This is a genomic window from Proteus sp. LHD240705 (assembly GCF_047921555.1).
Taxonomy (GTDB): Bacteria; Pseudomonadota; Gammaproteobacteria; order Enterobacterales; family Enterobacteriaceae; genus Proteus.
The window spans coordinates 71,696-88,359 of sequence record NZ_JBLRMI010000009.1; the positions used below are offsets into that span (position 1 = coordinate 71,696).

Annotated in this window: 15 protein-coding genes; 14 read left to right on the forward strand and 1 reads right to left on the reverse strand. The window is 42.0% G+C overall.

Going from position 1 to position 16,664, the window contains the following annotated elements; all coding sequences use genetic code 11:
* Position 1: 1 nt before the first annotated feature.
* The 13 genes from ftsI to lpxC all read left to right on the forward strand — a co-directional run bounded on the left by ftsI (position 2) and on the right by lpxC (position 15,520).
* Positions 2 to 1,798 carry a peptidoglycan glycosyltransferase FtsI gene (gene ftsI / locus ACNART_RS15405; protein WP_109371150.1) on the forward strand — a complete coding sequence of 599 codons (1,797 nt, stop codon included), beginning with the start codon at positions 2 to 4 and terminating at the stop codon, positions 1,796 to 1,798.
* Positions 1,785 to 3,272: a UDP-N-acetylmuramoyl-L-alanyl-D-glutamate--2,6-diaminopimelate ligase gene (gene murE, locus ACNART_RS15410; protein WP_196533378.1), complete on the forward strand. Its 1,488-nt coding sequence runs from the start codon at positions 1,785 to 1,787 to the stop codon at positions 3,270 to 3,272. Before ftsI ends, murE begins: the two co-directional genes overlap by 14 nt.
* Entirely contained in the window at positions 3,269 to 4,651 is a 1,383-nt protein-coding gene (gene murF, locus ACNART_RS15415; RefSeq protein WP_368927825.1) for a UDP-N-acetylmuramoyl-tripeptide--D-alanyl-D-alanine ligase, read from the forward strand. Before murE ends, murF begins: the two co-directional genes overlap by 4 nt.
* Positions 4,645 to 5,727, forward strand: a complete 1,083-nt coding sequence (gene mraY / locus ACNART_RS15420) for a phospho-N-acetylmuramoyl-pentapeptide-transferase (RefSeq protein WP_023581493.1) — start codon at positions 4,645 to 4,647, stop codon at positions 5,725 to 5,727. Before murF ends, mraY begins: the two co-directional genes overlap by 7 nt.
* Before the next feature lies 1 nt (position 5,728).
* A complete protein-coding gene (murD, locus tag ACNART_RS15425) occupies positions 5,729 to 7,039 on the forward strand; it encodes a UDP-N-acetylmuramoyl-L-alanine--D-glutamate ligase (protein ID WP_198620830.1) in 1,311 nt (436 codons plus the stop codon).
* Complete coding sequence (gene ftsW, locus ACNART_RS15430; protein WP_196533381.1) at positions 7,039 to 8,232, forward strand: cell division protein FtsW; 1,194 nt, start codon at positions 7,039 to 7,041, stop codon at positions 8,230 to 8,232. Before murD ends, ftsW begins: the two co-directional genes overlap by 1 nt.
* Positions 8,229 to 9,311, forward strand: coding sequence for an undecaprenyldiphospho-muramoylpentapeptide beta-N-acetylglucosaminyltransferase (murG, locus tag ACNART_RS15435; RefSeq protein WP_109392863.1), 1,083 nt, complete (start codon positions 8,229 to 8,231; stop codon positions 9,309 to 9,311). The genes ftsW and murG overlap by 4 nt, the downstream gene beginning before the upstream one ends.
* Positions 9,312 to 9,352: 41 nt before the next feature.
* On the forward strand, positions 9,353 to 10,816 hold the full coding sequence (gene murC / locus ACNART_RS15440) for a UDP-N-acetylmuramate--L-alanine ligase (RefSeq protein WP_160230585.1): 1,464 nt from the start codon (positions 9,353 to 9,355) through the stop codon (positions 10,814 to 10,816).
* Positions 10,817 to 10,821: 5 nt separating this feature from the next.
* On the forward strand, positions 10,822 to 11,178 hold the full coding sequence (locus ACNART_RS15445) for a hypothetical protein (RefSeq protein WP_198625859.1): 357 nt from the start codon (positions 10,822 to 10,824) through the stop codon (positions 11,176 to 11,178).
* A gap of 1 nt (position 11,179) precedes the next feature.
* Positions 11,180 to 11,965, forward strand: coding sequence for a cell division protein FtsQ (ftsQ, locus tag ACNART_RS15450; protein WP_198620826.1), 786 nt, complete (start codon positions 11,180 to 11,182; stop codon positions 11,963 to 11,965).
* A 45-nt stretch (positions 11,966 to 12,010) separates the two neighbouring features.
* Positions 12,011 to 13,267, forward strand: coding sequence for a cell division protein FtsA (gene ftsA, locus ACNART_RS15455; RefSeq protein ID WP_006533748.1), 1,257 nt, complete (start codon positions 12,011 to 12,013; stop codon positions 13,265 to 13,267).
* A 70-nt stretch (positions 13,268 to 13,337) separates the two neighbouring features.
* Positions 13,338 to 14,504 (forward strand): cell division protein FtsZ, encoded by a 1,167-nt coding sequence (gene ftsZ, locus ACNART_RS15460; RefSeq protein WP_023581499.1) that lies wholly within the window; start codon positions 13,338 to 13,340, stop codon positions 14,502 to 14,504.
* Positions 14,505 to 14,602: 98 nt separating this feature from the next.
* Positions 14,603 to 15,520 (forward strand): UDP-3-O-acyl-N-acetylglucosamine deacetylase, encoded by a 918-nt coding sequence (gene lpxC / locus ACNART_RS15465; RefSeq protein ID WP_036913397.1) that lies wholly within the window; start codon positions 14,603 to 14,605, stop codon positions 15,518 to 15,520.
* Positions 15,521 to 15,554: 34 nt separating this feature from the next.
* On the opposite strand, the gene ACNART_RS15470 is transcribed toward lpxC, so the two are convergent.
* Positions 15,555 to 16,070 (reverse strand): DUF721 domain-containing protein, encoded by a 516-nt coding sequence (locus ACNART_RS15470; protein WP_109371134.1) that lies wholly within the window; start codon positions 16,068 to 16,070, stop codon positions 15,555 to 15,557.
* A gap of 45 nt (positions 16,071 to 16,115) precedes the next feature.
* Here ACNART_RS15470 and secM point away from each other — a divergent pair, with 45 nt between their 5' ends.
* A complete protein-coding gene (gene secM / locus ACNART_RS15475) occupies positions 16,116 to 16,643 on the forward strand; it encodes a secA translation cis-regulator SecM (RefSeq protein ID WP_198620825.1) in 528 nt (175 codons plus the stop codon).
* The last annotated feature ends 21 nt before the right edge of the window (positions 16,644 to 16,664 follow it).

The window sequence follows — 16,664 nt, forward strand, 5'->3', positions numbered from 1 at the left end:
TATGAAATTTTCACGTTCGGCAAAAGCGAAAGCAAAAACAAAGTCAAATGCCAAACTACGCAAGCCTGAAGAAAAAACAGGATTTGTGAGTTGGCGTTTTGCGTTGCTTTGCGGTGGTATTGGTATCGCTTTAGCCGCGCTATTAATCCGTGTTGCCTATTTACAGATTATTAACCCCGATCCCCTTATTCGTGAAGGGGATATGCGTTCTCTACGTGTACAAAAAGTACCGACAGCAAGAGGCATGATCAGCGATAGAATGGGGAGGCCTCTTGCCGTTAGCGTGCCTGTTTTTGCCATTTGGGCAGATCCTAAAGTTGTATTAGATGCTAATCCCGATATGACAGATTCTCGTTGGTTAGCACTTGCTGATGCACTGAAAATGCCAGTGAATCACATCGAGCAAAAAATTGTCGCAACGCCTTCCGCTCGTTTTATCTACTTGGCTCGCCAAGTGAACCCTGAAATTAGTGATTATATTAGTAAACTAAAAATCACTGGAATTAATATGCGCCAAGAATCAAAACGCTATTATCCATCAGGCGAAGTAACTGCTCACATCATCGGTGTAACAAATATTGATGGTGATGGTATTGAAGGTGTTGAAAAAAGCTTTAACCAGTGGTTGACAGGTGCTCCTGGTGAGCGTGTTGTTCGTAAAGATGGTTTTAACCGTGTTATCGAGAATATCGCTCAAACAGACAGCCAAGCTGCTCATAACCTGATGTTAAGTATCGATGAACGTCTGCAATCTGTGGTTTATCGCGAATTAACCAATGCGGTTATTAAGAATAAAGCAGAGTCGGGAACCGCTGTTTTAGTTGATGTAAATACCGGTGAAGTGCTGGCGATGGCTAACAGCCCATCGTACAACCCAAATAATTTAACGGGAACGCCTAAAGATGCGATGCGTAATCGTGCTATCACCGATATTTTTGAACCAGGTTCTACCGTAAAACCGATGGTTGTGATGAGTGCGCTCCACAATCATATTATTAAAGAAAATAGTGTTATTAATACCGTTCCTTATCGTATTAGCGGGCATCAGATAAAAGATGTGGCGTTATATCATGAGCTTTCGATAACAGGAATATTACAGAAATCGAGTAACGTTGGTGTTTCAAGACTGGCGTTAGCGATGCCTGCATCTGAACTTGTGGATGTTTATTCACGATTTGGATTCGGGAAGCCAACTAACTTGGGGCTAGTTGGCGAAAGTAGTGGCATATTTCCAATAAAAAAACAACGGTGGTCCGATCTTGAAAGGGCCACCTTCTCTTTCGGATATGGGCTAATGGTAACGCCGTTACAGTTAGCGCGTGTCTACGCAACGATTGGTAGTTTTGGTATTTACCGTCCTCTTTCTATTACAAAAGTTGACCCTCCAGTACCCGGAACTCGCGTATTCCCCGAGCCTGTGATGAGAACCGTCGTTCATATGATGGAAAGCGTTGCATTGCCCGGTGGTGGCGGTGTGAGTGCTGCAATTAAAGGTTATCGTGTTGCGATTAAAACAGGGACAGCGAAGAAAGTAGGACCAGACGGAAAATATATCAATCAATATATCTCTTATGCGGCGGGTGTTGCTCCAGCAAGTCGCCCTCGTTTTGCATTGGTTGTCGTAATCAATGAACCCAAAGCAGGGAAGTACTATGGTGGGGCAGTTTCTGCACCGGTGTTTGGCGCGATCATGGGTGCGGTTTTACGCACAATGAACGTAGAACCTGACGCATTGACGCCAGACGATAAAAATGAATTTGTAATTAAAAAAGAAGAGGATACAAGTGGCCGATCCTAACTTAAGTGACCTATTAGGGGCACTCGGGATACAAGCACCGTCATTGATGCTCAAAGACATGACACTCGATAGCCGAAAAGCGGCGAGCGGTGATCTTTTTATCGCCATCAAAGGTCATGAAACTGATGGTAGACGCTATATTCCTCAAGCAATTGCTCAAGGTGTTTCGGCGGTATTAGCGGAAGCACAAGATGTTGCAACGCATGGTGAAATCCGTGAAAGTCACGGTATTCCAGTTATTTACATTGATAATCTTAATGCAGAATTATCAAAGTTAGCGGGACATTTTTATCATCAACCTGCGGAAAAACTGAAACTGATTGGTGTTACTGGGACTAATGGAAAAACGACAACAACACAATTGTTAGCACAGTGGGCACAAGGTTTAGGTGAAACAAGTGCTGTGATGGGAACAGTAGGTAACGGACTTTTAGGTCATGTTGTTCCTGCGATGAACACCACAGGATCTGCGGTTGATATTCAATTAGAGTTACAGCAATTATTAAATCAAGGCGCGACATTGACCGCTATGGAAGTTTCTTCTCATGGTTTAGTTCAAGGTCGTGTGAGTGCATTGCCTTTTGTGGCGAGTGTATTTACGAATTTAAGTCGTGATCATCTTGATTACCATGGTGATATGGCTAACTACGAAGAAGCAAAATGGTTACTGTTTTCCACTCATTGCAGTGGTGAAAAAATCATCAATGCGGATGATGCCGTTGGTCAAAAATGGTTATCTCGTTTACCTGACGCTGTTGCCGTGACAATGGAAAATAAATTGCCACAGAATTGGCAAGGCCGTTTTGTTAAAACAACCCAGATTAATTATCATGATGCGGGTGCAACCATTCACTTTAGTTCTAGCTGGGGTGATGGTGAAATTGAAAGCCCATTAATGGGGGCATTTAATGTTAGTAATCTTTTATGCGCTTTAGCGACATTATTAGCACTTGAATATCCATTAGATGCGGTTATTAAAGCGTCATCTTCACTCACACCTGTTTGTGGCCGCATGGAAGTATTTAGTGCGGATAATCGCCCTACGGTTATTGTCGATTATGCTCATACTCCAGATGCTTTAGAGAAAGCACTTCAAGCTGCTCGTTTACACTGCACAGGTAAACTATGGTGTGTATTTGGTTGTGGCGGAGATAGAGACAAAGGTAAGCGCCCACTAATGGGAGCAGTCGCAGAAGAGCTGGCTGATAAAGTTGTTATCACCGATGACAATCCTCGTAGTGAAGAGCCTCAAGCAATTATCCAAGATATTCTTTCGGGTTTAATGGATCCTGGTCGTGCGATTGCTATTGAAGGTCGGGCTGAAGCGGTTACTAACGTGATTATGCAAGCAGATACCAATGATATGATTTTAGTCGCAGGTAAAGGGCATGAGGATTATCAGTTGGTTGGCTCGCGTCGTCTCGATTATTCAGACAGATTAACCGTTGCTCGGTTATTGGGGGTGATAGCGTGATCCCTCTGTCTTTAGGAAATATTGCACAAATTAGCAAAGGCACATTGAGCCATCTCGCTCAAAGCCAAGCGGATCAACTTATCATCAAATCGATTTCAACAGATAGTCGTAAAATTGATGAAGATTGCCTGTTTATTGCATTAGCGGGTGAGCGTTTTGATGCTCATGATTTTATTGCTGATGTAAAAGAAAAGGGCGCCGTTGCGGTTTTAGTTAATCGTGAGATTGATGTTGATTGTCCGCAAATCATTGTGAAAGATACCCATCTAGCAATGGGCGAAATTGCAGCACATATTCGTTCGCTAAGCCACGCCAAGATTGTTGCGTTGACAGGCTCTTCTGGAAAAACCTCCGTTAAAGAGATGACCGCTTCTATTTTGCGTCACTGTGGCGAAACCTTATATACCCATGGCAATTTAAATAACGATATTGGCGTACCTTTAACGCTTTTTCGTTTAACGCCAGAACACCGTTTTGCGGTTATCGAATTAGGTGCAAACCATATCGGTGAAATCGCTTATACCGTAAATATGGTAAAACCAGATAGTGCATTGGTAAATAATCTCTTTTCTGCACATATTGAAGGTTTCGGTTCACTGGAAGGGATTGCTCAGGCAAAAGGTGAAATCTTTACCCACTTAAAAGAGCAAGGTACAGCCATTATTAATCTGGATAGTAATGACTTACCTCTGTGGAAACACCATTTGAATGCGCGCCAAACGCAATGGTCATTCTCTTTATCAGCACAAGGTAAAGCCGATTTTTATCCATCAGATATCACAGTTAAGCAATTCATCACAAACTTCACCTTACACACACCAGAAGGTTGTGTAGAAGTCACTCTTCCATTACCGGGTCGTCATAACATTGCGAATGCTTTAGCGGCAAGTGCGCTTGCGCTATCTGCTGGGGCGACGCTTGAAGATATTCGCCTTGGTTTATCGACATTAAAAGCCGTACCAGGAAGATTGTACCCTGTTGAATTAACAGCAGGAAAAATGGTGTTAGATGATACTTACAATGCTAACGATGGTTCGATGATCGCAGGCTTACAGGTTTTGTCTCAATTACCGGGATATAAGATTTTTGTCGCAGGTGATATGGCTGAATTAGGTAAAGATTCAGAAAAATGTCACCGTGACGTGGGGCGTTTTGCACACGATGTAGGTATTGATAGCGTATTTACCGTAGGACATCACAGCCATTTTATTAGTGATGAAAATCAAGGTGGTCAGCATTTTGTATTTAAAGCCGACTTACTTGCTCAATTAATTCCATTATTACAGCAGCATGATGTTGTTTCAGTTTTAGTAAAAGGTTCACGAAGCTCCGCGATGGAAGATATCGTGAACGCATTAAAGGAGTGCTTTGAATGTTAGTTTGGCTAGCCGAATATTTGGTTAAATACCATACATTTTTTAATGTGTTTTCTTATCTGACATTCAGGGCGATTGTTGGCTTATTGACGGCATTAATTATTGCGTTGTGGATGGGACCTCATCTGATTGCATGGTTACAAAAAATGCAAATCGGGCAAGTGGTTCGTAGCGAAGGGCCAGAGTCTCACTTTAGCAAACGCGGTACGCCAACAATGGGCGGGATTATGATCCTGTTCTCTATATCCATCTCCACACTACTATGGGCAAGATTAGATAACCCCTATGTTTGGTGTGTATTACTGGTTTTAATTGGTTACGGCGTGATTGGTTTTGTTGATGATTATCGCAAAGTAGTTCGTAAAGACACAAAAGGCTTAATTGCTCGCTGGAAATATTTCTGGCAGTCCGTACTCGCACTTGTTGTGGCATTTAGTATGTACGCAATTGGTAAAGATACGCCAGCAACACAGCTAGTCGTTCCATTCTTTAAAGATGTTATGCCTCAATTAGGTATGCTCTACATTTTATTGGCTTACTTTGTGATTGTGGGTACCAGTAACGCTGTGAACTTGACAGATGGTTTAGATGGTTTAGCTATTATGCCAACAGTATTTGTTGCTGCGGGCTTTGCATTAGTTGCATGGGCAACAGGTAACGTTAATTTCGCCAGTTATTTGAAAATTCCTTACTTAATGCATGCGGGCGAATTGGTGATTGTCTGTACCGCGATAGTTGGCGCTGGTTTAGGTTTTCTTTGGTTTAACACTTACCCAGCACAGGTCTTTATGGGCGATGTTGGTTCACTTGCATTAGGTGGCGCATTAGGGACTATCGCAGTGTTATTACGCCAAGAGTTCTTATTAGTGATTATGGGGGGTGTGTTTGTTGTTGAAACACTCTCCGTTATTTTACAAGTCGGTTCATTTAAGTTGCGTGGTCAACGTATTTTCCGTATGGCTCCAATTCATCACCATTATGAATTAAAAGGCTGGCCTGAACCTCGTGTTATTGTCCGTTTCTGGATCATCTCACTGATGTTAGTGCTTATTGGTCTGGCGACATTAAAGGTGCGTTAAGATGGCAAATTATCAGGGAAAAAAAGTGGTTGTTGTTGGGCTTGGGATAACAGGCCTTTCTTGCGTTGACTTTTTTATCCGCCAAGGTGTTACACCTAAGGTTATTGATACACGCCAAAAACCAGGAGGCTTAGATAAGCTTCCTGTTGACGTTGAATATCATACAGGTAGTTTTCATCAAGCATGGCTTAACGATGCTGATTTAATTATCTCAAGTCCGGGTATTGCACTTTCGACACCGGAGCTTGTTGAAGCCGCAAATCATGGTGTTGAAATTGTTGGTGATATTGAACTGTTTTGCCGTGAAGCCAAAGCGCCTATTGTAGCGATTACGGGCTCTAACGGTAAAAGTACCGTGACAACGCTTGTGGGTGAAATGGCAAGCGCGGATGGTATTCGTGTTGGAGTCGGTGGCAATATTGGTGTTCCAGCTCTGACCTTATTAACCGAGCCTTATGATTTATATGTATTAGAGCTATCGAGTTTTCAACTAGAAACGACTTATAGCTTACAAGCCGCTGCTGCAACGGTATTAAATATTAGCGAAGATCATATGAATCGCTATCCGTTAGGATTAGAACAATATCGTGAAGCAAAACTGCGTATTTACGATAATGCTAAAACCTGTGTTTATAACGAAGATGATGCATTAACGCTACCTTTAGCGGGTAAAGATAATCGTTGTGTTAGTTTTGGTGTTGGACAAGGTGATTATCAGCTTGATAACACAAATCGCATTTTAAAAGTGAAAGGTGAAAAAGTCCTTTCAACGGCTGAAATGTACCTTTCAGGACAGCATAACTATACCAATGCATTAGCCGCATTAGCTCTTGCTGATGCTGTGGGTATTTCTCGTAAAGCTGCAACCGAGGTACTGAAAACGTATCACGGTCTTGCTCACCGTTTTCAATTAGTTTATTCACATCAAAATGTACGTTGGATAAATGACTCGAAAGCCACCAATGTGGGAAGCACTGAAGCGGCATTACGAGGACTTGAAGTTGAGGGCACACTACATCTTTTATTAGGTGGTGATGGGAAATCTGCTGACTTCACTTCTTTATTGCCTTATATCAGTGGAGATAATATTCGTCTGTACTGTTTTGGACAAGATGGACACGCATTGGCAAATCTACGACCAGATGTCTCTTTATTAACAGTGACAATGGAAGAAGCCATGCGGGCTTTAGCTCCTTCTGTAAAATCAGGGGATATGGTGTTGCTCTCTCCTGCATGTGCAAGCTTAGATCAGTTTAAATGTTTTGAGCAGCGTGGTGATGAATTTGCACGTTTAGCAAGGGAGCTTGGCTGATGAGCGTATTCGCAATGCGAAGATTAAAACAGTGGCTAGTGGGCAGTTATCAAACTGAGAATACGGCATTTGTACCGTATGATCGCACTTTGCTCTGGTTTACTTTCGGATTAGCGGTTGTCGGCTTTGTTATGGTGACATCAGCTTCAATGCCTGTTGGTCAACGTCTTGCAGAAGATCCTTTCTTATTTGCTAAACGTGATGGCATCTATATTGTTGTCGCATTTTGTATTGCGTTAGTCACCATGCGCATTCCAATGGCAATTTGGCAACGTTATAGCAGCTTAATGCTGTTTGGTTCGATATTACTTTTATTAGTGGTATTGGGGGTAGGGAGTTCCGTTAATGGTGCTTCACGCTGGATTGCGGTGGGACCATTAAATTTCCAGCCTGCTGAATTATCAAAACTTGCGCTGTTTTGTTATTTATCGAGCTATTTAGTCCGAAAAGTTGAAGAAGTCAGAAATAACTTTTGGGGTTTCTGTAAGCCGATGGGCGTGATGTTAGTACTGGCCGTTTTATTGTTATTACAACCAGACTTAGGAACCGTTGTGGTTTTATTCGTAACAACATTAGCGCTGTTATTTTTAGCGGGTGCTAAAATTTGGCAGTTCTTAGCCATTATCGGTTCAGGAATTGCCGCTGTTGTTATGTTGATTATTGTTGAACCTTACCGTGTTCGACGTATCACTTCTTTCTTAGAACCTTGGGAAGATCCATTTGGAAGCGGTTATCAGCTTACACAATCTCTAATGGCATTTGGTCGTGGTGATTTGCTTGGACAAGGTTTAGGAAACTCAGTACAAAAACTAGAATATTTGCCAGAGGCACATACCGACTTTATTTTCTCCATTTTGGCTGAAGAACTTGGTTATATCGGTGTGGTTTTGGTGCTTTTAATGGTATTCTTCATCGCTTTTCGCGCGATGCAAATTGGACGACGTGCGCTGATCCTCGATCAACGTTTTTCAGGCTTTTTAGCTTGTTCTATCGGGATCTGGTTTACATTCCAATCATTGGTGAATGTAGGCGCAGCAGCAGGCATGTTGCCGACAAAGGGATTAACCCTTCCTCTTATTAGTTACGGTGGTTCAAGTTTGATTATTATGTCAACGGCTATCGTGATGTTATTACGAATTGATTATGAAACACGTCTAGCACAAGCTCAGGCGTTTGTAAGGAGCCCGAAATGAGCGAGCGTAGACGCCGTTTAATGGTTATGGCTGGTGGCACTGGGGGACATGTATTCCCAGGTCTGGCTGTTGCTCATTATCTACAATCTCAAGGTTGGGAAATCCGATGGTTAGGAACGGCAGATAGAATGGAAGCCGATTTAGTTCCTAAGCACGGTATCGAAATTGAATTTATTCGTATCTCAGGTTTACGTGGAAAAGGTATTAAAGCATTAATCGCAGCACCTATTCGTATTATTAAAGCGATTTTTCAAGCTCGTGCCATTATGAAGCGCTATCAGCCAGATGCTGTACTTGGTATGGGTGGTTACGTTTCAGGTCCTGGTGGTGTTGCCGCTTGGATGTGCGGGATACCCGTTATTTTGCATGAGCAAAATGGTATCGCTGGATTAACCAATCGCTGGTTATCGAAAATTGCGAAACGTGTATTACAGGCTTTTCCGGGGGCATTTCCTAAAGCACCAGTTGTTGGAAACCCTGTTCGTGAAGATGTATTGGCACTTGAAGCGCCTTCAGTACGATTAAAAGAGAGAACAGGGCCTATTCGTGTACTGATCATTGGTGGTAGCCAAGGTGCTAGAATTTTAAATCACACCTTACCCGTAGTTGCAGGTTTACTAGGTGAACATGTTACAATCTGGCATCAAGCAGGAAAAGGTGGCGAAAGTGATACAAAAACACGCTATCAGAACGAATTAGCAAAAAATTCAGTTAAATCTGAATATAAAGTTACTGAATTTATTGATGATATAGCGCAAGCTTACCAATGGGCTGATGTTGTTGTGTGTCGTTCAGGTGCATTAACGGTCAGCGAGATTGCCGCAGCGGGATTACCCGCTATTTTTGTTCCTTTCCAGCACAAAGATAGACAGCAATATTGGAATGCACTGCCGTTAGAAAAAGCGGGTGCAGCGCGTATTATTGAGCAAAACGATTTAACTCCAGAAGTCATTGCACAAACCCTGAAAAATTGGGATAGAGAAACCTTGTTAGCAATGGCAGAGAAAGCAAAAAGTGTTGCGATTACGGATGCCACAGAGCGCGTAGCGAATGTGATAATCGAAGTGGCAAAAAAATAAACGTAACTTGTAACCATTAACGTAGAGTGAAGAAGTAAATAGTGAATACACAACAACTGGCAAAATTAAGATCATTTGTGCCTGAAATGAGAAAAGTTAGGCATATTCACTTTATTGGCATCGGTGGTGCTGGTATGGGGGGGATTGCCGAAGTGTTGGCTAACGAAGGTTATGAAATCAGCGGTTCTGATTTAGCACCAAACGTAGTCACACAACAGCTCGTTGCCTTAGGCGCGACAGTCTATTTTAATCATCGCCCTGAAAATATTCGTGGCGCAAGTGTTGTTGTGGTTTCGACAGCAATCAGTGCTGAAAATCCTGAGATTATTGCAGCAAGAGAAGCGCGTATCCCTGTTATTCGTCGTGCTGAAATGCTGGCCGAATTGATGCGTTATCGTCATGGTGTTGCGATTGCCGGAACACATGGCAAAACGACAACAACAGCGATGATTTCAAATATTTATGCGCAAGCGGGTTTAGATCCTACTTTTGTTAATGGTGGGCTTGTTAAATCGGCTGGCACTCATGCTCGCTTAGGTTGCAGTCGTTATTTAATTGCTGAAGCTGATGAAAGTGATGCATCGTTTTTACATTTACAACCCATGGTTGCTGTCGTTACGAATATCGAAGCAGACCATATGGACACATATCACGGTAATTTTGACAATCTAAAAGAGACGTTTATTACCTTTTTGCACAATTTACCATTCTATGGTCGTGCAGTGATGTGTCTGGATGACGATGTCATTCGCTCTATTATTCCTAAAGTGGGTCGTTATATTACGACTTATGGCTTTAGTGAAGATGCTGACGTTCGTATTACACATTATGAACAAAAAGGTGCTCAGGGCTTTTTCACTATTTCTCGTGAAGGTATGCCAGATTTACAAGTTGTATTAAATGCACCTGGTCGCCATAACGCACTGAATGCGACAGCTGCGGTTGCTGTCGCCACAGAAGAAGGCATTGCTGACGAACATATTTTAGCCGCATTACTTAATTTCCAAGGTACTGGACGTCGTTTTGATTTCTTAGGTAACTACGGTCTTGAGCATGTTAATGGTCAAGAAGGTGAAGTGATGCTAGTGGATGATTATGGTCATCATCCAACAGAAGTTGATGCAACGATTAAAGCGGCGAGAGCGGGATGGCCAGATAAACGCCTAGTGATGATTTTCCAACCTCATCGCTATACACGTACTCGCGATTTATATGAAGACTTTGCCACTGTTCTCAATCAGGTTGATATTTTATTATTAACAGATGTTTATTCTGCTGGGGAAGCACCTATTGCAGGTGCCGATAGTCGCTCACTTTGTCGAACAATTCGCCAACGTGGGAAGCTAGATCCTATCTGGGTTTCTGATGTGACTAATATTTCATCAATATTGGCAGGTGTATTAACAGATAATGATCTTGTTTTAGTTCAAGGTGCTGGAAATATTGGTAAAATAGCGCGTCGCTTAGCAGATACGAAATTACAACCATCTTTCAGCGAGGATTAAGACGGATGTTTGAGCAAGTGAACATCATTTATGGTGAAATGGTCAATAAAGTAACTGTAATGATGGCGTGTTATGAGGAAAATAACACTGTATTAGCGAAAAAAATGATCGAGAATTCGCTTGCTCAAATCTGTGTTGAGAAAAAATTTCAGTTAAAAAGTAAGAAAAACGCAGAAAAATTCGCAATTTCTTCTTTTAAAGTAAATAATTCTCAACAGATTGAACAATTTAGTGATTTAATTATCAAACCTAAAAGTGTTCATAAAGTATATATATGTAGGAAAAGTATTAATCGCTGGAATATCGGACAAAAGAATGGGCGATTCTCTTGTTTAAACGTTGCTCAGGAGTTAGTGGGTTAATATGTCACAAGCAGCGCTAAATATAAAAGAACACAAAGAGAAGCAACATTCTGACAGACCGAGTAATGGTACTTATTTATCAGGATTAATCTTTTTCTTATGTGTGATTGCCACCATCATTTGGGGTGGAATACAAGTGGTTAACTGGATGAAAGACGCAAATCGTCTGCCAATCTCAAAACTTGTATTAACGGGTGAGCGACATTACACAACGAATGATGATGTACGTCAGGCCATTTTGTCTTTAGGACAGCCGGGTACATTTATGACACAGGATGTGAATATTATTCAGCAACAAATTGAACGTATGCCATGGATTAGGCAAGTCACTGTTCGTAAACAGTGGCCTGATGAACTTAAAATCCATCTGGTAGAGTATGTTCCCTTTACCCGTTGGAATGACACTTACTTTCTTGATAAAGAAGGACGCGTTTTCAGTCTGCCAACGCAGTTGGAAACCAAAGGAAGTTATCCTTTGTTATATGGTCCTCAAGGAAGCGAAAAAATGGTGTTGTCAGGTTATGTGGCAATGAGAGATCAGCTTCTTGCAAGTAACCTGAATTTAAAAGCAGCGTCAATGTCTGCCCGTCAAGGATGGCAATTAGTTTTAGACAATGATGTCCGATTGGAGTTAGGTCGTAAGGATAACGAAAAACGGATCGCTCGCTTTATTGAGTTGTATCCGATACTGCAACAACAAACAGATAAACGAGTTGATTACGTGGATCTGCGTTATGACAGTGGTGGTGCAGTCGGATGGGCTCCTTTATTACTTGATAATGAATAAACAAGACGTGGCAGATGACACGATGAAGGCGAAGGCAGAACAATAATGATCAAAGCGACGGACAGAAAATTAGTAGTTGGTCTTGAGATTGGTACGGCCAAAGTAGCCACCCTTGTCGGTGAGATCCTGCCTGATGGTGTAGTGAATATTATCGGGGTGGGAAGTTGTCCATCTCGGGGCATGGATAAAGGTGGCGTTAATGATCTCGAATCCGTCGTAAAATGTGTACAACGGGCGGTAGATCAGGCTGAGCTAATGGCTGACTGCCAAATATCTTCAGTATATTTGGCGTTATCAGGCAAGCATATCAGTTGCCAAAATGAGATTGGTATGGTGCCAATTTCGGAAGAAGAAGTGACTCAAGATGATGTTGATAGCGTGGTTCATACCGCGAAATCCGTCAAAGTAAAAGATGAACATCGTGTTTTACACGTTATACCGCAAGAGTATGCCATTGATTATCAAGAAGGGATCAAAAACCCAGTTGGATTATCGGGTGTGCGTATGCAGGCTAAAGTTCATTTAATTACCTGCCATAACGATATGGCAAAGAATATTGTAAAAGCAGTTGAACGCTGTGGGTTAAAAGTGGATCAACTGATTTTTGCGGGACTGGCTTCAAGTTTTGCTGTATTGACCGAAGATGAACGTGAATTAGGTGTGTGTGTTGTTGATATTGGTGGCGGTACAATGGATATCGCAATTTATACCGGTGGAGCATTAAGGCATACTCGCGTTATTCCTTATGCTGGCAATGTAGTAACAAGTGATATCGCTTACGCGTTTGGCACTCCGCCAAATGATGCCGAAGCTATCAAGGTTCGTCATGGTTGTGCATTAGGCTCTTTAGTTGGTAAAGATGAAAATGTCGAAGTTCCAAGTGTCGGAGGCAGACCACCAAGAAGTCTGCAACGACAAACTCTTGCTGAGGTGATTGAGCCTCGTTATACCGAACTGCTCAATCTTGTTAATGAAGAGATTTTAAAAGTTCAAGAACAGTTACGCCAGCAAGGGATTAAGCATCATTTAGCCGCAGGTATTGTGCTAACAGGTGGTGCTGCACAGATTGATGGACTTGTTGAATGTGCTCAACGTGTTTTCCACACGCAAGTACGGATCGGTAAACCGTTAAATATTACCGGGCTAACAGATTATGCGCAGGATCCCTACTACTCAACAGCGGTTGGGCTCTTGCATTACGGTAAAGAATCTCACTTTGGTGAGGAAACTGAAACCGAGAAACGCTCTGCTGTCAGTGGTTTATTTAAAAAACTCACTGGTTGGCTAAAAAGAGAGTTTTAATAATCAGACAAATTTAAAAAGAGGTCGTTTGAGCAAGCGGCCCTGAGAAGGCACAAAACGGAGAGAAATTATGTTTGAACCTATGGAATTAACCAACGATGCGGTGATCAAAGTCATCGGCGTTGGTGGCGGCGGCGGTAATGCGGTTGAGCACATGGTTCGTGAACGTATTGAAGGCGTAGATTTCTTTGCAGTCAATACGGATGCTCAAGCGCTACGTAAAACAGCGGTCGGACAGACTATCCAAATCGGTAATGCCATTACGAAAGGCTTAGGTGCAGGTGCAAATCCTGAAGTAGGCCGTAATGCAGCAGAGGAAGACCGCGAAGGGTTACGTGCAGCACTTGAAGGTGCCGATATGGTCTTTATCGCAGCAGGTATGGGCGGTGGTACTGGTACTGGTGCTGCGCCTGTTGTTGCAGAAGTGGCTAAAGAATTAGGCATTTTGACCGTTGCTGTAGTGACTAAGCCTTTTAATTTTGAAGGCAAAAAACGTATGGCATTTGCGGAACAAGGTATTACTGAGTTATCAAAACATGTTGACTCATTAATCACTATTCCAAATGACAAGTTATTAAAAGTACTTGGTCGTGGAATTTCATTATTAGATGCATTCGGCGCAGCTAATGATGTATTAAAAGGCGCAGTTCAAGGTATCGCTGAGCTAATCACTCGCCCAGGTTTAATGAACGTTGACTTTGCTGACGTAAGAACTGTGATGTCTGAAATGGGTTATGCCATGATGGGATCGGGTGCTGCGAAAGGCGAAGATCGTGCTGAAGAAGCAGCAGAAATGGCGATTTCAAGTCCATTATTGGAAGACATCGACTTATCTGGCGCGCGTGGTGTGTTAGTCAACATCACAGCAGGTTTTGACTTACGTCTTGATGAATTTGAAACAGTGGGTAATACCATTCGTGCATTTGCATCAGATAATGCGACTGTGGTTATCGGTACATCCCTTGACCCAGAAATGAATGATGAATTGCGTGTGACTGTGGTTGCAACAGGTATTGGTATGGACAAACGTCCAGAAATTACGCTGGTAACTAATAAACAGAATCAGCAAAGCGCAATGGAGAATCGTTACCAGCAAATGCAAAATAGCATGTCTTCTTTCTCTGCTGTAGAAGAAAGCAAGCCTGCCGCAAAAGCCGTTAACGAACAATCTACTCAGGCAAACAAAGAACCAGATTATTTAGATATCCCTGCGTTCCTGAGAAAACAGGCTGATTAATCGCCAAAAAGATTGGCATCTCCGCTTTTTGTGCTAAACTGTCCTGCCAATTATAAGTATAATGATTGGTAGGACGGATAACATTGCGAGATAAAATGATGATCAAACAACGGACATTAAAACGAATTGTACAAGCAACCGGTGTGGGACTTCACACGGGTAAAAAAGTTACGCTTACAATGCGTCCGGCGCCAGCAAATACTGGGGTCATCTACCGTCGTACTGACTTAAATCCACCGGTGGATTTTCCAGCAGACGCAAAATCAGTTCGTGACACTATGTTATGTACTTGCTTAGTCAACGAAGACGATGTGCGTATATCAACCGTTGAGCATTTAAATGCAGCACTGGCTGGTTTAGGCATTGATAATATCGTAATTGAAGTGAATGCACCTGAAATTCCAATTATGGATGGAAGTGCGGCACCTTTTGTTTTCTTGTTACTTGATGCAGGTATCGAAGAGCTTCGTACTGCGAAGAAATTCATTCGCATCAAAGAAACAGTACGTGTAGAAGATGGCGATAAATGGGCAGAGATGCGTCCATACAACGGGTTTAAATTAGATTTTACTATCGATTTTAATCATCCAGCCATTGATGCAAGTACACAGCGTTATAAATTAGATTTTTCCGCTGAATCTTTTATGAGCCAAATTAGCCGTGCTCGTACATTTGGATTTATGCGTGATATCGAATATCTACAATCTAAAGGATTGTGTTTGGGCGGAAGCTTCGATTGTGCAATCGTAGTTGATGACTATCGTGTTCTCAACGACGATGGCTTACGTTTTGAAGATGAATTTGTTCGTCACAAAATGTTGGATGCAATCGGTGATTTATTTATGTGTGGCTATAACATTATCGGTGAATTCACCGCGTTTAAATCAGGTCATGCACTGAACAATAAATTGCTCCAAGCTGTATTAGCGAAAGAATCTGCGTGGGAATTCGTCACATTTGAAGACGAAGCGCAAATGCCAGTGGCATTCAAAGCCCCCTCAATGGTCTTTGCTTAATTCCTGCGAAGGAAAGCGCGTTAATTATCTCTAATTAACGTTCATCTTTGGCTGTACTTGTACTCTCTCCGGCAAGTGCAGCCAACCGTTCTAATCTCTCTCTTAATTTCTTTGGACTTTTCTCAGCTAAATACTTCAATGATTGCGCACTTTCTAAACTTAAGTGACGTTTCTTTTTAGGCTCTTGTTCTTTTAATGATGATATTAAAGATCTTTTTTCCTGTTTTACGCCTAAAGACGGATTTATTTTGATGTCTATTGAGGATAAGGATGGTAAAATTTCTTGTCTCAATGCGGAAAGTAATGACGGGGTTTCATAACGTAAACGAGTTAACCAACTTGCGTTTGCAACTTCAATAATTAAAATAGCATTACGATAATTTGCGACACGGCACTTATCTCGTAAAGGAACGGGTAAAAGAGCCATGACGGCACGATTTAATTTTAGTAAAATCGTTGCGCGCTGTTGTATAAGTTGTAGTGTACTCTTGTTGGAACCTTCAAGTTCAATGAAGATTTTTTCCAATGATTGTGGGTAACTATCCCGCATAGATTTTGACTCCACAAAATAAAGATTAATGAGCAACGAAGGTTAATGAGTATTATAAGTTTTTGGCGACAGTTTGGCAGGCGATATTTTTGGTCGCATCTGCTTTTAGGGATGGTAGCAGCAGGTATCGGAATACCTTCGCTGTTGTCTGCTCATGCCGAAAATCCACAGCAAACAGATACTCCTTCTTCTCAAAACCGTCAAAGCCAGGCAATTATTGCGTTTGATAACTTATTCTTACGTCAAAGTGTACAGAATCCTGCCTCATCCTTCACCTTTAATTACTGGCAACAGCATGCAGTAAAAAATGTGATCAAACAGCTCTCTTTTGCATTCACCATTAATTCACCCGAATTGATGGTTAAAGCCAAAGATGAACCGTTACCTGCTTCTAATGTTGCAGCGGTTATGCTTGATACGCTGTATGCCTTATTAACAGAGACTCCATCATCGGCACTAAGCCTCCTCCCTCTTTCTGGCTATGTTTTAGTACAGAATAAAATTTCCTATCATACCGGATTATGGCTTGCACAAATCCGTGGTATTCGCGCAGGGCCTTACCTAACAGCTTAATTGAGTCACTTAATCTAATAA

Excerpts from the sequence above, each read along its gene's own strand:
- ftsW (WP_196533381.1), top strand. The coding sequence starts at position 7,039 with ATGAGCGTATTCGCAATGCGAAGATTAAAACAGTGGCTAGTGGGCAGT.
- ACNART_RS15470 (WP_109371134.1), bottom strand. The coding sequence starts at position 16,070 with ATGCGGGATAGTTACCCACAATCATTGGAAAAAATCTTCATTGAACTT.
- ACNART_RS15445 (WP_198625859.1), top strand. The coding sequence starts at position 10,822 with ATGTTTGAGCAAGTGAACATCATTTATGGTGAAATGGTCAATAAAGTA.
- lpxC (WP_036913397.1), top strand. The coding sequence starts at position 14,603 with ATGATCAAACAACGGACATTAAAACGAATTGTACAAGCAACCGGTGTG.
- ftsA (WP_006533748.1), top strand. The coding sequence starts at position 12,011 with ATGATCAAAGCGACGGACAGAAAATTAGTAGTTGGTCTTGAGATTGGT.
- ftsI (WP_109371150.1), top strand. The coding sequence starts at position 2 with ATGAAATTTTCACGTTCGGCAAAAGCGAAAGCAAAAACAAAGTCAAAT.
- secM (WP_198620825.1), top strand. The coding sequence starts at position 16,116 with ATGAGTATTATAAGTTTTTGGCGACAGTTTGGCAGGCGATATTTTTGG.
- murD (WP_198620830.1), top strand. The coding sequence starts at position 5,729 with ATGGCAAATTATCAGGGAAAAAAAGTGGTTGTTGTTGGGCTTGGGATA.
- murG (WP_109392863.1), top strand. The coding sequence starts at position 8,229 with ATGAGCGAGCGTAGACGCCGTTTAATGGTTATGGCTGGTGGCACTGGG.
- ftsQ (WP_198620826.1), top strand. The coding sequence starts at position 11,180 with ATGTCACAAGCAGCGCTAAATATAAAAGAACACAAAGAGAAGCAACAT.
- mraY (WP_023581493.1), top strand. The coding sequence starts at position 4,645 with ATGTTAGTTTGGCTAGCCGAATATTTGGTTAAATACCATACATTTTTT.
- ftsZ (WP_023581499.1), top strand. The coding sequence starts at position 13,338 with ATGTTTGAACCTATGGAATTAACCAACGATGCGGTGATCAAAGTCATC.